Raw genomic sequence first — 15096 nt, forward strand, 5'->3', positions numbered from 1 at the left:
CTTTAATTGTCATTCTGGACACCGCTTTGTAAGGAGTAGGCGTATGGAAATAGATCCTATTCTGATGCACCGTTTGTGGCGATTAGGGGACTTGCTTGAAGTTCGCGAGGAGGAGATCGATGTGGTTGATGACGTGCGCCATGTCCTATCTCACAAAGGCATAAAGTACTGCGTGCTGGCCGAGGATGAGCTTGAGGACATACTGCTGCGGTACCACAAACGCTTGAATGGGCTCATGCCGGATTTCATGGTACAGTACATGCATCTCCCGGCGGCTCGCAAACGGATCCTTGAAGCACTGAGAGTTCAGGAGAAGCCCGCCGATGTTGACGCGGAGAGAATCCTCCTATGCACGTATGAACGCAACCTTGACGACATGATTCGGAATGGGCTTGTGGACGCCGCTCATGACATGGCCGCGCCTGACGACGAGGAGCGACCGGGGCGGTTCTTCATTTATGCCCTTTGACCCCGACCCAGAGCGGTCGCGCCGATATGTAGACCGGGAACTGGACGCCGGATGCCCCTATCCCCGGCCCTTTCCCCACTAAAGTGGAGAAAGGGAGGGGAAATGGCCGGCATCACCATGACACGTTGTGAATAGAGGAGTTTTGCAAACACCCGTATACGTTGCGATGCGCTACTTGCGCTCGCGCTCACATAGCCGGTTTATCTCGCTCATCAGTTACCTCTCCATCGGCGGGGTGACGATTGGCGTGGCGGCGCTGATTATTGTGCTCTCGGTGATGAACGGTTTCGAAACCGAAGTCCGCTCGCGGATTCTGGGCGCGGACGCACATCTGCGGCTGGGCACCTACGGGGAGCATGGCCTTCCCGATTGGCCGGAGGCGGCGCAGATTGTGCATGGCGTGCCGCACGTGGTCGGAGTGTCGCCGTACATTTTCGAAAAGGGCATGCTGCGCGTCGGCAACTCCTCGGAAGGGGTGCTGATTCGCGGCGTAGATCCCGGAACACTGGGACAGGTCAGCGAACTGCCGCAGCACATTGTGGCCGGGCGCATGGAATTTTCGCGGGGCAACCTGCCGGGAATCGTGCTGGGCCGCTTTCTGGCGGACCGCATGGCCCTGACCGTGGGCGACACCGTGGTGCTGTTTTCGCCGGCGGGGATGACCTCGACCTTCTCCGCGCCGGCGGTAAAAAAGTTTGTGATTACCGGCATATTTCAGACCGGACTGTTCGAGTTCGACGATGCCATCACCTATCTTGATGTCGACGTGGCGCGCGAACTGTTCCGCCGCGGCGACACGGTGGACGGTCTGGAAATCAAACTCGATGACATGGACGAGGCGGCGAAGGTCAAACCGCTGGTGGAAGAGAAGTTCAGCGGCCCCTATTATGTGCAGACGTGGTTCGAACTGCGGCGCACGCTGTTCTCGTGGATGAAGATCGAAAAGTGGATGTGGACGGTAATCCTCTCGCTGGTAATCATCGTGGCGGCCTTCAATATTCTGTCCACACTGATTATGGTGGCGATGGAGAAGCGGCGCGACATCGGCATTCTGAAGGCGATGGGGGCCAAGGACCGCGACGTGGCGCGGATCTTCAGCGCGCAGGGGATGATCGTCGGCGTGGTGGGCAGCCTGTTCGGCACGGCGCTGGGCTTTCTGATCTGCCTCGGCCAGCTCCGCTACAAGTGGGTGTCGCTGCCATCGGATATTTACTTTCTCGATGCTCTGCCTGTAAAGATGCAGCCGCTGGACTTTGTGCTGGTGGTCGCTATTGCGATTTTGCTGTCCTATCTTGGCGCGGTGTATCCGGCGCGGCGGGCGGCGCAACTTGTGCCCGTGGACGCCATCCGCGAAGGATGAGTGCCGCGTCTGAATCTTAGAAGCCCTTTTAACTTTGCGCATGACTACACCGGTTACCTTGCCCCATATTAGCGCCGCCTCCGCCAAAACGGAGAGCCGCCTGGTGCTGATGCTTACCGCCATTGCCCTGCTGCTGCGCCTGCCGCAGCTCGGCGCCAGCTTTTACGGCGATGAGTATTTTTCGGTATTACGCGACAGCACCTACCTGCTAACGCCGACGGAGGACCGCTTCCGCCCGTTGTTCTTCTCATTGTTGTATCTGTGGCGGAGCATCGGCTTCAGCGGGGAAGTCGGCCTGCGGCTGTTGCCGCTGCTGTTCGGTGTCGCGCAGATTCCGGTGGCATTTTTCATCGGACGCCGGCTGGGCGGTGAAAAACTGGCGCGGGCTTTTGCCGTGCTGATGGCCGCATCGCCGATGCTCATCGAATTCTCGCAGGAACTGCGGATGTATTCGATGGTAGCGCTGCTGGCTCTCTTGCAAACGCTGTGCTATCTGCGGTTGCTGGAAAGGCCCGCCTTAGCGCGCTGGCTGATGTTTGTGCTGATCGGCCTTTCTGGAGTCTACACGCATCTGCATTACTGGATCTTCCTTGCGGGGTTTGCGCTGCTGTTTCTGATGGATCGCCGCGCCTACCCGCTGTGGAAAGGGTGGGGGAGTCTGGCGGCAACGGCGGTGTTGTACCTGCCGAACATTCCGAACATCCAGCGGTTTGCGCAGGTGCGCGGCGGCGATTATGTGGTCCATCTGCCCAGCGCACTTCCCAAGCTGATCGCAGGCTTCACGCTGGGGTTCAATTACATCGAATTCGGCAGCGAAGCGGCGGGCAGGCCTGTGGGCTTTGGCGATGCCCTGCGGAATCTGCCCGTAATGCTGGTGGCGGCGGTTCCCGCGCTGTTGATTGCCTGGTCGCTGCTCAGACTGCATTTCAAAAAACCTTTTCCGCGTACGCTGATCATCGGTCATGCGCTGTTTACCGTGCCGATTCTGCTGGCGTTTGCCGCCTGCGTGGTCACCAAGCAGTATTGGCTGCAACCCAAGTATGTGATCTTCTCCGCGCCGTTTGCCCTGCTGCTGATTGCCGAAGGCTATCTGGCGCTGACCTCCACCATGCTGCGCCGGACCACGGCGGTGCTGGGAGTGGCGGTGTGCGTGGTGGCGCTGGCACATTTCTGGAATCCAAGGCATTATGGACGGCGGGAAGACTGGAGAGGTGCGGCCCAAACCCTGATGGAACGGGTGGGGCCGGAGGCACCGTTGCTCCTGCTGCCGGGGAATTATGCGCTGCTGAATTACTACAGCCCGGAAGCCGCGCATCGTGGCGAGATCGTGGACGTCGCGCGTGTGACGCAGCGTCCCGAGTCGCTGGCGGAAATGTACCACGGCAAGCAGATCTACTATCTGTGGAATGATATCCGGCGAATCGAATCCGACCCGGACGATCTGGTGCTGCGCTCGCTTATTCAGCAGTTCGGCGCGCCGCGCGATGTCACGCAGTTCAATCCGCGGATGAAGTTATACCACTGGACTTTGCCTTCTCCCAAAGCGGAGACGATTGCCCCATGAGACGCTGCTTTATCCTTCATCCTTCATCCTTCATCCTTCTCTTTGCGCTAACCGCGTTTGCGCAGATGCCGTATGATGTGGGGGATTGGACGTCGTACCGGGATTTCCGCTATGCGGTGTCGGTGGATGCGGGGTCGCATGAAGTGTTCGTCGCCACGTCGGGCGGAATATTGGAATATCAACTGTTTCGCCAGCGGTGGTATGATCCGATTGTGGTCGGCTACGGGATGAGCGAAGCGATTCCATTGGATAATCCGCTGCTGCTGCTCTTCGATGAGCAGACCGGCTATGTATGGGTGGCCACCAAGACACAACTGTTGCAGTATGATGTCAATGCCGAACGCTGGACGGTGGCCGGGCGCAACCTGTGGGGCATCAATGACCGCGTGGTGAATATCGGCGTGGGGGCCAACGATCTTTATGTGGAGACCGTGCCGGGGCCGCTGTTCGCCAATTCCTTTCTGCCCGGCTCGGCCATCCCCACCAACAACTGGATGGGCTATGTCACGCGCTACAAGGGGTCTCGTACCTCGGGTGGGCTGATGCTGGATTTGGGCCAGACCTTGCCCGAAGGCACGCGCTGGCGCGGGTTGCGATCCAAGACTCCGCTGACCCCCGAACAACTGTCGAATAATCTTGGCTCGGGCGCGGCGAACTTTCCTACGATGCTGCTGCCGTCGGGCTGGATCTGGAATTCCGACGGCACGGTACTGGATCCGTATCTGCGTTCGGCGCGGTTAACCGACTGGACCACGGACAACTTCGGCCACCTGTGGATGACCTATTGGGGTGCGGGCGTGCTGCTGGACGATTTGCGCGGCGGACGTCCGGAGTTTTATCAGGCGGGACCTGCGGGAAACGACGTGCGCACGATTCTGGTGCAGAAGGACGACGTGTGGCTGGCCGGATTGAATGCGGGCGACCGCAAAGGCATCGCGCGCGCATCGACCAATTTGAAAGAGTGGCAGGTCTACGAGAGCCGCGACAACTCGCGCATCCGTTCGACCAACACGTTCGACATGGCGGCTTGGGACGGTGACATGTGGTTTGCCACCGATGATGGCCTGCTGGCCTTCCGCGACAAGGACAAAAGCTGGCGGCTCTACGGCGTCAACCAACATTTGCAGAGCGATCAGGTTACCGCGCTGGCCGCAGCGGACAGCGAATTGTGGATCGGCACGGCAGATGGCTTGTCGGTGATGACGCGCGCCAGCCGCGACGTATTCCGTATCAACAATCGTGGGCCGCTGCTGACCAACATCACACGGCTTGCGCTGTGCGGCGACACGCTGTATGTGGGCACGGGTCTGGGGCTCTACAAGGGTTGCACCAAAGACCGCAGCTTTGCGTTTGCCGGCGTCGATCCGACCATTACCAGCGCGGCAGTAACCGATCTGTCGGTCATTCAAACGGAAGTCTGGATCGCCACCACGGGCGGCGTGCTGGCCTACGATCAATCCACAGGCAAGTCGAAGAGTTACCAGTTGAGCTGGCTGGGAGGCAATCCGCCTACGGCCATTTATGCGGCGAGCAGCTTTGTGTGGGTGGGCACGCAGGCCGGACTCTATCGTTACCGGCGATCCAACAACGAATGGATTTCCTACACCACCGCCGACGGGCTGGTGGACAATCGCATACTGGCGCTGCGGGGCGATGGGGATGATTTATTGATCGGAACCGCCAACGGCCTGACGCGTTTCTACTGGAACCGCCCCAACCGGGCACGATGAAGGAAAAAGCTGAAACGCTGAAATTCTGAAAGGCTGAACATTCAGGAATACATGATGAGAAAACAGGTTGCAGGAACTCTGGCCGCGATCATCGTGGCCCTTTGCGTGGGTGTGATGGCACATGGTGCGATGGCGCAAGGCACGGCGGATTCGGCGAAAGTTTACACCCAGAGCGGGCGGGATTTGGCCAATGCCAAGAAGTTCGACGAAGCACTGGCGGCCTTCGACCGGGCGATTACCCTCGATCCTTCTTATGAAGACGCATGGCGCGGCAAGGGTGCGGTGCTGTGGCTGATGGACAAGCAGCCGGAAGCTCTGGCGGCTACCGAGAAGGCGATTGAACTGAAGGGCGATGACGTCAAGGCGTGGCTCAACAAGGGCCGCATCTATTTGCGGATGGGCAAGAACGAGGATGCCCTGCAGGCCTTCGAACACGTCACCACACTGGATGCCAACAATGAAGATGCCCTGATGGGGCAATTCGTGACGTTGCGGGAGTTGAAACGGCCCGACGACATGCTCAAGGCATTGGACAGGCTGATTGCCCTCAAGCCGAGCGATCCTGAGCGCTGGCTGCGCAAGGCGATGGAATCCGCCGAAGCGGGAAAATACGATGAATCCCTCGCGGCCTTTGACCGCCTCACGGTCTTGCAGCCGGACTCGGCCATGAACTGGATCGGCAAGGGCCAGGTATACACCGCGATGAAGCGTTATGACGACGCCGTTGCGGCGCTGGACAAGGCAACCACCATTGCTCCCGGTTCGGCCAATGCATGGAGTCTCAGAGGCGTGGTGCTCAGCGGCGCGAAGAAGTACGACGAGGCCATAGCGTCCTATGACCGCGCCAACTCCCTCGAACCGAAGAACGCGGAAGTTCTCTACAACCGCGCCTGTGCCTGGTCTTTGAAAGGTGACAAGGCCAAAGCCCTTGCCGACCTGCAGAGCGCCATCAGCATCGAGAGTTCCATCAAATCCGCCGCTCCGCAGGACAAAGACTTTCAAAGCCTGTGGAACGATCCGGAATTCAAGAAGTTGACGGAGTGAGAAGAAAAGGCTGAAAGGCTGAAAATCTGAAAGAAGAGACCCCCCTTAGTCCCCCCTTATTCTAAGGGGGGAGACCCGACCCCCTTGATCCCCCATAAACGGGGAGAGACCCTCGGCTCCTTCCCCCTTTGAAAAAGGGGGAATAGAAGGGGGTGCTGTCTCTGAATACTGACACAATTATAACGTTTCACTTTACTCAAGAATCCTATGTCAACTTTCCGTCTTCCTCCGGATACCCGCATGGGGGCGGTGCACCTGCGGATTACCGATCTCGCCCGCTCGCTCGCCTTTTACAGCGGGCTACTTGGGCTCAAGAATGGCGGGCGCGATGAGTCCGCCGTGCAATTATCCGCCGGCGAAGGCTCGCCTCTGCTGCTGCTGACGGAGTTGGCCGCTGCCAAACCCCGCCCCCGCCACAGCACCGGGCTTTTTCATATGGCGATCCGTGTGCCGGATCGCGCGGAACTTGCAAGCGTTATCCGCCATTTGCATTCCGCTCACTGGCCGCTGCACGGTTTTGCGAACCACGGAGTCAGCGAATCGGTGTACCTTGTCGATCCGGATGAGAACGGCATCGAGATTTACGCCGATCTGCCCCGGGAAGACTGGCGGATGATTCAGGGCCAGATTGCCATGACGACCGATCCGCTGGACGTACCCGCGTTGCTTAAACTTGCCCCGGCCACGTGGGACGGTCTGAGCGCTGCCACACAGATCGGCCACGTACATTTGCAGGTGTCGGATCTGAAAAAGGCACGGGACTTTTATCACGATCTGCTGGGCTTCGATGTCACCCAAGAGTCCTACCCGGGCGCGCTGTTCTTTTCCGCCGGCGGTTATCACCACCACGTCGCCGTCAATATCTGGGGCTCGCGCGGTGGGACGCCCACACCGGTCGATTGCGCCGGTCTCCAGTCTTTCCGTATTGTGATCCCCGATGCCGAGAGTCTGAGCGCGTTGTGGAACCGTCTTCAGGAAGGCGGAGTTACAACCGAATCCGCACAGCACGACTCCCTTGCGGGTATTGCCGTCTATGACCGCGATAATATCCGCCTCGAAATTCTGACTCCCGCCGCTTAGTCTTTGCGTGTGAATGTCAGCGCCACCGCCCGCGCTTTATTCTTCGGATTTACCTCTCTTTTTGATAGCGCGCCGCCTCTGCAAGAGCAAGAGTTCCTTGCTGTTGCGCACCAAGGGAACTTGGCGATGGCCTGTGAAAATGGAGTCTTGGGATCTATTTTGCGGACAACATAGTTCAAATACGTGAACCCATAGGGAAGATCATCCTGGCACGGAGGCCCGCAAGGATCTCTGTTGTGCCAAAGGCGGCCAACGCATTCTTCTCTATCTTTGGTTCAGGTCGGTTTGGAAGATACTCGCCCGCGGCGCTTTGGCCGCGGAGCGATGCCGGATAGAGCAGAGGATTCATGAAGACTTGTCAGGCATGTGAACGGCGACCGGCAGTGGTCGAGTTCATTCAGGTGACGGGCGATGAACGCCGCGAGATGGCCCTGTGCCGCGAGTGTGCCCTGTCGATGGGCGTGCGCGCGCAGGTCGAAGCCTTCCAGCGCCTGTCGCAGCTCCTGATGCAGCAGAACGCGTCCGCCAGCCCGTTCGATGCCGATGACCTGCAGGCCACATGCACCCGCTGCGGCCTGGTGTTCGAAGAGTTTGTGCGCACCGGCTTGCTGGGCTGCCCGCAATGCTATCAGGATTTCGAGCATCAGCTCAAGCCTGCGCTGCGACGCCTGCACGGCGTCACCCGACAGATCACCGATGAGACGGCTCACGCGTCTCAGACGCCGCCGCCTCAATCGGCCGCCAAGCCCGCGGCCGAATCCAAGGGGGCTGAGAACCGGGCACAACTCGAAATCGAGTTGAATCTGGCCATCATGGATGAAGATTACGAGAAGGCCGCAACCCTTCGCGATAAACTGCGCAGACTGTAGCACGCTGGATTCATGCCGCAGAATCGCCAAGGGCGGGTCAAGTCGACCCGCCCTTGCGGCACCTGACCGGCACATTACGGGAGATAGGCTGAAAACCATGCATCCGACATTCACCAATTCGCCGCTGCACCAGATCTCCGAATACCCGGCATGGGCACGCGCGGCGGGCGACGAAAGCGCCGTGATTCTCACCACGCGGGTGCGCATTGCGCGCAATCTCGTGGGCGAAGTCTTTCCGTACCGGATGGATTCGGAAGCGCGGATTCGTGTGATGCGGCAAGTGGCGCGCAGCATTGCGGAATTGCAGGAAGCTGCGGACGGTGTCTTCTATTCTCTGGCGGCACTGGCGCCTCTGGAAATCAATCTGCTGGTGGAGCGCCGCACGATCTCGCCGCAACTGGCGCGGGATGACAACCCCCGCGGGGTCTTTGCCTGGAAAGACATTGATCGCGCGATTATGGTCTGTGAAGAAGACCATGTGCGTTTGACGGAAATCGTCCCCGGTCTGGCTCCTGCCAAGGCTTTCGAGAATCTGCAGCCCGTGTTGCGCCAGCTTTCTTCCGCCCTGCAGTTCTGTGCCGATGACAACCTCGGTTTTCTCACGGCCTGCCCCGCAAATCTTGGCGCGGCGGTACGCACGTCCCTATTCTGCCATCTGCCCGCGCTGGTGATTTCCGGCGGAATGGAAGCCCTGGCCTCTCATGCGGCGGACGCGGAATTTACCGTGCGCGGCTTCTGGGGCGAAGGCTCCGAAGTGCTGGGAAACACGTTTCAGTTCACAGACGGACCCGGGCTGTCGCATCAGGTTTCCGACATGTTGTCGCGAATCGAAAGCCTCGGACAGGTGATTATGGAACATGAAGCCTTAGCTCGGATCGAACTCCAGACCCAGCGTCCGGCGGTTTTAAAGGACCGGATTGCACGGGCCCTCGGCATTTTGCAGTCCTGCCGGGTGCTGTCCGGCAGCGAGATTCTGGCCCTGTTCTCGGCCATCCGTTTGGGGCTGGATATCGGCTTCGTTGAGGGGCTGAAAAGAGAAACTATATCCATGTTAACATATGACTTAGGAAAATCCTATCTGATGTGGACGGGCGAGAGTGACCACAATCCGGACGGTCGGCAGATGCGAAGGGCCGATCGAGTCCGGGAAGCCTTCAGCGACGTGCGTTTCGTAGGTTAACCGAGGCAAAACGATGGACTCACCAAGATAGGCAGACTTTTTGCAAAACGATTTAGCGACGGGAATACTGGTCCGGGAGCACGAAGAGGGCGGACCAGTCCCCGTTGCCGAAGCGCTTGCTTTTCCCGCGTTCGCATATTAAATTGAGACAAGACAGGTATTTGGTTATAGCAGGCCCTGTATAAAACCGCAGGGCAGAGGGTACGATGCAAAACAAGTTTTCTCTGCGCGTCCAGCAGGTGATCCAGTATTCACGCGAGGAAGCTTTGCGGCTTGGTCACGATTTTATCGGGACGGAACACCTCTTACTGGGAATCATCCGCTTAGGCGATGGCCTCGCCGTGCAGATCCTGCACAACCTGGGCTGCGATCTCGAAGAGATCCGCGAATCGGTTGAGGAGATGGTGGATACATCCAAGGGATCCATGAAAATTGGGAACATTCCCTTCACCAAGCGCGCCGAGAAAGTGCTGAAGGTGTCCTACATTGAAGGCAAAAACTATTCATCGGATATTATCGGTACTGAGCATTTGCTCTTGGCTTTGTTGAAAGAAGAAGACTCGATGGCTGCGCAGGTCTTGCACGGTTTCAGTGTAACCTACGATGCTGTCAAGGCCGAACTGGACAATTTGCTGCGGGGAAGCGGTCAGGCGCAGCCCGCCGCACCGCAGGAGAAGTCCAAAACCCCGAACCTCGATCATTTTTCCCGAGACCTTACCAAGCTGGCCCGCGACGGGCAGTTGGATCCGATTATCGGACGCGATAAGGAAATCGAACGTGTGGCGCAGATTCTGTCGCGCCGCAAGAAAAATAACCCCGTTCTGCTCGGCGAACCCGGTGTCGGCAAGACCGCCATCGCCGAAGGCCTCGCGTTGCGGATTATCCAGCAGAAGGTCTCCCCGGTGCTGTTCGGCAAGCGGGTGGTGGCGCTGGACCTCGGTTCGATAGTGGCCGGTACCAAGTACCGCGGCCAGTTCGAAGAGCGCATCAAGGCCATCATGACCGAGATCGAGAAGAACTCGAACATTATTCTGTTCCTCGATGAGCTGCACACCATCGTCGGCGCCGGCAGCGCGTCGGGCAGTCTTGATGCCTCCAATATGTTTAAGCCGGCCCTCGCGCGCGGCGAGTTGCAGTGCATCGGCGCGACGACCCTTAAAGAGTACCGCCAGTCCATCGAAAAGGACGGCGCGCTCGAGAGACGTTTCCAGAAGGTCATGGTGGATCCACCTTCCGTGGAGGATACCATCCAGATCCTCAAGGGTCTGCGCGAGAAGTACGAAGAGCATCACGGCGTCAAGTACCCCGACGACGTCATCGAACTGTCGGTGCGCCTCGCGGACCGCTATATTACCGACCGCTTCCTGCCGGACAAGGCGATTGACGTGATGGACGAGACCGGATCCTGCGTGCGCATTTCGCACATCGTGATCCCGGAAAAGATCATCGCCCTCGAGCAGGAGATCGAAAACATCCGTCTGCAGAAAGAGGAACTGGTCAAGCGGCAGGAATACGAAAAGGCCGCTATGTTCCGCGACAAGAAGATGAAGCTCGAGCAGATGCTCAAGGAAGAGAAGGAACGCTGGGAGCATTCGGACACCCGCCCGGCGCTCGAAGTCAAGCCCGATGACATTACCGGCACGGTCTCCCGTATGACGGGCATTCCGGTCAACCGGGTCTCTTCTGGTGAAGGCGAGCGGCTGCTCAAGATCAAGGAAGAACTGCGCGAGCGCATCGTGGGGCAGGATGAAGCCCTCGACGCCATCGCCCGCAGTCTCCGCCGTGCGCGCTCGGGTCTTAAGAGCCCGTCGCGTCCCATCGGCTCCTTCATGTTCCTCGGCCCCACGGGCGTCGGCAAGACCGAACTGGCCCTGGCGCTGGCGGAGTACCTGTTCAGCGATCCCAATGCGCTCATCCGGATTGACATGAGCGAGTACATGGAGAAGTTCAATGTCTCGCGTCTGATCGGCGCTCCTCCGGGATACGTCGGCTATGATGAAGGCGGTCAGCTTACCGAGCGGGTGCGCCGTAAGCCGTACAGCGTGGTGCTGCTCGACGAGATCGAGAAGGCCCATCCGGACGTGTTCAACATTCTATTGCAGGTACTCGACGCGGGCGAACTCACCGACGGCACGGGCCAGAAGGTGGACTTCCGCAACACGATTCTCATCATGACCTCGAACCTCGGCACCCGCGAAGCCGCGCGCTCTTTAGAGTTCGGCTTTACCGGCCCGAAGGTCATCAGCCATGACAAGGTGCAGAGCAAGATGATGGAAGAACTGAAGAACAGCTTCCGTCCCGAATTCATCAACCGCCTTGACGAGATCGTGGTCTTCCGCATGCTGCAGCGCGATTCCATCAGCGACATTCTTAGCCACTATGTGGAAGACATCAACAAGCGGCTGACCGAGCGCAATGTCAAGGTGACGCTCTCGCAGAAGGCCCGCGATTTCCTGATCGACCACGGCTACAAGCCCGAAGTCGGCGCACGCTTGCTGCGGCGCACGGTGGAGCGCTTCCTTGAAGATCCGCTTGCCGAGGAAATCCTGAAGAACCGCTTCCCCGAAGGCACGACGATTGTCGCCGGCGCCAAGGAGGAAGAACTGACCTTCCGTGAGAAGACGGAGAAGATCCCCGAAGGCGCGGAGAACGAGTAAGCAACGCTGACCGGAGAAGGCGGTAGGGGCTGATGGCATCGCCCGCCTCCCAGGAATACAATCCCCAAGCCCGGGTCGCAAGACTCGGGCTTGTTATTTGCCCTTGATCCCCTTAGCTATCTGCCGACCCTTGCTTTAACTGCTGATAAATCAAACTGTAACCACCTTCAATCAAACTGCACCTCAAGGCGCGAATCGCGCAAGAAGTGCGTACAATGAAGAAATTTGTGCTTGCGTAATAGCGGAAGGATTTGTATAGTAGAGTATTCAGGCTGAATCCGTCTGCTCTCGGACTTTTCAGGGCGGGTTTTTCCAACCACAACCGGGAGGCTGCGATGAAAACGGTGCTGACTCTGATTTCGATTCTCAGTCTTGCTGTGCTGGCGTGGGGGCAGCCGCCGGATACGTTGTGGACGCGCCGCGGAGAGGGGTACGACCGCGCCGCGCTCACCGCTACCGGGGATGGTGGGTTCCTCTGGTGTCGCATACAGAGCAGTGGTCGCATCGGTCTGGACCGCTATGACGCGGCGGGGAACGTAGCGTGGTCGCAGGAACTGGGCTTCTTCTACAAATGCGACGTGCAACCGGACGCCGATAGCGGCTTTGTGGTCCTGCTTTCGGACAACGAGACGGAAATCGTAAGGCTCACGTCCTCCGGCGAGGAACTCTGGCATCGCTACGTCGATGAGGCCTACGCGAGCGGCTTTCAGGATTGGATCCGGCCCGCGCCGGGGGGAGGATACTTCACCGCGTCCTCTGTCAGTTCCTGGGCCACGCGGCTGGCCGCCAACGGCGATACCGTGTGGGTGCGGGCGCTTGATCTGCCGGTGGCCACGACCCCGGTTGCCATGTGGGCGGAGGCCGATACCGGTTTTGTGATCGCCGGCCGGCAGCGAACCGGTACGGATTCGACCGTGTTTCTGCTGACCAAATTCAACGGCCGGGGAGACCCCCTTTGGACGCGTTCCTATAGCGGCGGCGGCAATGCCATGGGGATCATCGGCGCGGCGCCTGCCAATGACGGCAGCGTCTATGAAGTAGGGTGTGCGCCTTCCCTCATGCGCATCGTGGCGGCGGGCAATGACCAATGGACGCGCGATATCCCGGATCTGGAGGGCTGTGTTGCCACGGCCCTCTGCCCCACACAGGACGGAGGCTGCTCGGTCGCCGGAGTCTTCTACCCGGTCGAATTTATGGGTACAAATATGTTTGCCGCGAAGTTCGACAGCTCCGGTCGATGCCTGTGGACCTGCCCGCGTTTCACACGCGAAGAGAGCATGTACGCGACCCATATCGTGCAGACCTCCGATGGTGGCTATGTGGTCGCGGCGCAGGTGAGTGAGCCCGATACCGTACTGACGGCAACGGGTTCCTTGCTGGTCCGCTTCGCCCCGGACCCGACCGCTGCCCATCCGTCCGTCATCCTTCATCCGTCCACCTTCATCCTTTCCGCGTATCCCAACCCCTTCAACCCGGCGACCACGCTGGCTTTCACACTGCCGAATTCCGGCAAACTGTCTCTGGAAATCTATGACGTGATGGGCCGTCAGGTGCAAACCCTCTCCGATGGATTTTTGGAAGCGGGGGAGCATTCGCTGCGGTTTGACGGCACCGCGCTGCCGTCGGGGATTTACTTCGCTCGGATACAGAGCGGGGAATTTACAGCCACACACAAGTTGCTGCTGCTTAAGTAAGGAGGCTGCCATGAGAACCACAATCATTGCCCTGATCACGCTCATCCTCGTTGGTTCGGCGTTTGCCCAGCCGCCGACTGCTGTGTGGACCCGGACCTTGGGCGATGCCGAGGGAGTGCGGGATCCCGGCATCTATAGCATGAGTGCAGGTGCCGACGGCGGTGTGTACGTCACGGGGCGGTGCTGCCTGAATGTTTTCCATCAGGCCTTTGCGTCCGCCTGGGTAGCGCGTCTTGATGTGAACGGAAATGTAAGCTGGTCGAGAGACTTCTGGGGAACCGGCGGCTCCTCTCCCGGTTGGGATGCCGGAGGGTACGCGATCCAAACCGCCGCCGATGGGGGCTGCATCGTCGGTTGCGGGATAGGCGACTTGGGTTCTATCCCCTTACCGGCTGCCTTGGTTCGCCTGAACGGTTCAGGAGATACCCTGTGGGCGCGGCTGATTCAACCGCTGGATACCATGCCCAACAGTGCTGCCGTCACCGCGGTCTGCGCTGCACCCGGCAACGGTATTGCGGCAACCGCGCGCAGCGACACCCGGATCGTCCGCGCCGATTCTGCCGGAAATATTCTGTGGGACCATTCGATACCTGACGCGACATTAAACTCGATTATCGCCACGCCGGACGGTGGTTTTGTTGCCGCGGGTATGTACAGCCCGGGATTCAGCGTCTCCTTCTTCCTGATGAAAGTCAACGCGGCGGGTGACACCCTATGGACGCGGCACCACTATTTCCTGCTCGGCGGCAGCGCCACCGCTGTGCTCCAAACTCCGCAGCACGGGTTTATCATGGCGGGAAAGGCCTTCATACCGGACACTACACAGCCTGCATTCGGTGCGGTCGCAGCCACCGATTCTATGGGCCAGTTGCTCTGGTGGCGGACCTACGATGATCCGGAATTCATCAGCATGAAGCCCTGTGCCGAAGGAGGCTATATTCTGCTTTCGGACCGCCTTGTGCGCATCAACGAGGACGGCGACACGCTTTGGACAAAGGCTCTGTCGAGCGACACCTATAGCTACAAAGATGTGGTGCAGACGGCGGACAGCGGTTATGTTGTCGGCGGTTATTCCGGCACGGAATGGGGCGGCTCCGCCGAACTCACCAAATTCTCCCGCGAAGGCCTGGCTACCGATCCGTCTTTCATCCTTCATCCTTACGCCTTCATCCTTTCCGCGTACCCCAATCCTTTCAACCCCGGCACCACTCTTTCCTTCGCGCTTTCCAAAGCGGGGCGGACAAGCATCGTGGTCTATGACATTACGGGGCGCGAGGTGCAGACGCTCATAAATGAGACGCTCACCGCCGGCGAACATACGCTGCCGTTCGACGGTTCCGCGCTGCCTTCAGGTATCTATTTTGCCCGAGTAAACAGTGGAGAATCCATCGCGACGCAAAAGCTATTGCTGTTGAAGTGACGCGTGTGCGTCAGCAATTTCCACTTACT

The 15096-nt window shown here is 59.1% G+C and carries 11 protein-coding genes; all 11 read left to right on the plus strand.

Annotated elements, in window-relative coordinates; translation table 11 throughout:
* Nucleotides 1-91: 91 nt before the first annotated feature.
* The 11 genes from VGL38_06995 (at nucleotide 92) to VGL38_07045 (ending at nucleotide 15067) form a co-directional block, all read left to right on the plus strand.
* Nucleotides 92-469 (plus strand): hypothetical protein, encoded by a 378-nt coding sequence (locus tag VGL38_06995; GenBank protein ID HEY3295167.1) that lies wholly within the window; start codon nucleotides 92-94, stop codon nucleotides 467-469.
* Nucleotides 470-611: 142 nt separating this feature from the next.
* A complete protein-coding gene (locus tag VGL38_07000) occupies nucleotides 612-1829 on the plus strand; it encodes an ABC transporter permease (GenBank protein ID HEY3295168.1) in 1218 nt (405 codons plus the stop codon).
* Nucleotides 1830-1869: 40 nt separating this feature from the next.
* Entirely contained in the window at nucleotides 1870-3393 is a 1524-nt protein-coding gene (locus tag VGL38_07005; protein ID HEY3295169.1) for a glycosyltransferase family 39 protein, read from the plus strand.
* Nucleotides 3390-5123, plus strand: coding sequence for a hypothetical protein (locus VGL38_07010; protein HEY3295170.1), 1734 nt, complete (start codon nucleotides 3390-3392; stop codon nucleotides 5121-5123). Before VGL38_07005 ends, VGL38_07010 begins: the two co-directional genes overlap by 4 nt.
* A gap of 51 nt (nucleotides 5124-5174) precedes the next feature.
* Nucleotides 5175-6167 (plus strand): tetratricopeptide repeat protein, encoded by a 993-nt coding sequence (locus tag VGL38_07015; GenBank protein ID HEY3295171.1) that lies wholly within the window; start codon nucleotides 5175-5177, stop codon nucleotides 6165-6167.
* A 207-nt stretch (nucleotides 6168-6374) separates the two neighbouring features.
* Nucleotides 6375-7247 carry a VOC family protein gene (locus tag VGL38_07020; protein HEY3295172.1) on the plus strand — a complete coding sequence of 291 codons (873 nt, stop codon included), beginning with the start codon at nucleotides 6375-6377 and terminating at the stop codon, nucleotides 7245-7247.
* 347 nt (nucleotides 7248-7594) lie between these two features.
* On the plus strand, nucleotides 7595-8116 hold the full coding sequence (locus VGL38_07025) for a UvrB/UvrC motif-containing protein (GenBank protein ID HEY3295173.1): 522 nt from the start codon (nucleotides 7595-7597) through the stop codon (nucleotides 8114-8116).
* Nucleotides 8117-8213: 97 nt separating this feature from the next.
* A complete protein-coding gene (locus VGL38_07030) occupies nucleotides 8214-9296 on the plus strand; it encodes a hypothetical protein (protein HEY3295174.1) in 1083 nt (360 codons plus the stop codon).
* Nucleotides 9297-9502: 206 nt separating this feature from the next.
* A complete protein-coding gene (locus tag VGL38_07035) occupies nucleotides 9503-11953 on the plus strand; it encodes an ATP-dependent Clp protease ATP-binding subunit (GenBank protein HEY3295175.1) in 2451 nt (816 codons plus the stop codon).
* 335 nt (nucleotides 11954-12288) lie between these two features.
* A complete protein-coding gene (locus VGL38_07040) occupies nucleotides 12289-13647 on the plus strand; it encodes a T9SS type A sorting domain-containing protein (GenBank protein HEY3295176.1) in 1359 nt (452 codons plus the stop codon).
* Nucleotides 13648-13657: 10 nt separating this feature from the next.
* Nucleotides 13658-15067, plus strand: a complete 1410-nt coding sequence (locus VGL38_07045) for a T9SS type A sorting domain-containing protein (protein ID HEY3295177.1) — start codon at nucleotides 13658-13660, stop codon at nucleotides 15065-15067.
* The last annotated feature ends 29 nt before the right edge of the window (nucleotides 15068-15096 follow it).

The organism is bacterium (assembly GCA_036504735.1).
Taxonomy (GTDB): domain Bacteria; phylum Electryoneota; class RPQS01; order RPQS01; family RPQS01; genus DASXUQ01.

What these genes read in the sequence shown, in the direction of transcription:
- VGL38_07010 (HEY3295170.1), top strand. Translation starts at nt 3,390, where the DNA reads ATGAGACGCTGCTTTATCCTTCATCCTTCATCCTTCATCCTTCTCTTT.
- VGL38_07015 (HEY3295171.1), top strand. Translation starts at nt 5,175, where the DNA reads ATGATGAGAAAACAGGTTGCAGGAACTCTGGCCGCGATCATCGTGGCC.
- VGL38_07045 (HEY3295177.1), top strand. Translation starts at nt 13,658, where the DNA reads ATGAGAACCACAATCATTGCCCTGATCACGCTCATCCTCGTTGGTTCG.
- VGL38_07020 (HEY3295172.1), top strand. Translation starts at nt 6,375, where the DNA reads ATGTCAACTTTCCGTCTTCCTCCGGATACCCGCATGGGGGCGGTGCAC.
- VGL38_07005 (HEY3295169.1), top strand. Translation starts at nt 1,870, where the DNA reads ATGACTACACCGGTTACCTTGCCCCATATTAGCGCCGCCTCCGCCAAA.
- VGL38_07040 (HEY3295176.1), top strand. Translation starts at nt 12,289, where the DNA reads ATGAAAACGGTGCTGACTCTGATTTCGATTCTCAGTCTTGCTGTGCTG.
- VGL38_07025 (HEY3295173.1), top strand. Translation starts at nt 7,595, where the DNA reads ATGAAGACTTGTCAGGCATGTGAACGGCGACCGGCAGTGGTCGAGTTC.
- VGL38_07030 (HEY3295174.1), top strand. Translation starts at nt 8,214, where the DNA reads ATGCATCCGACATTCACCAATTCGCCGCTGCACCAGATCTCCGAATAC.
- VGL38_07035 (HEY3295175.1), top strand. Translation starts at nt 9,503, where the DNA reads ATGCAAAACAAGTTTTCTCTGCGCGTCCAGCAGGTGATCCAGTATTCA.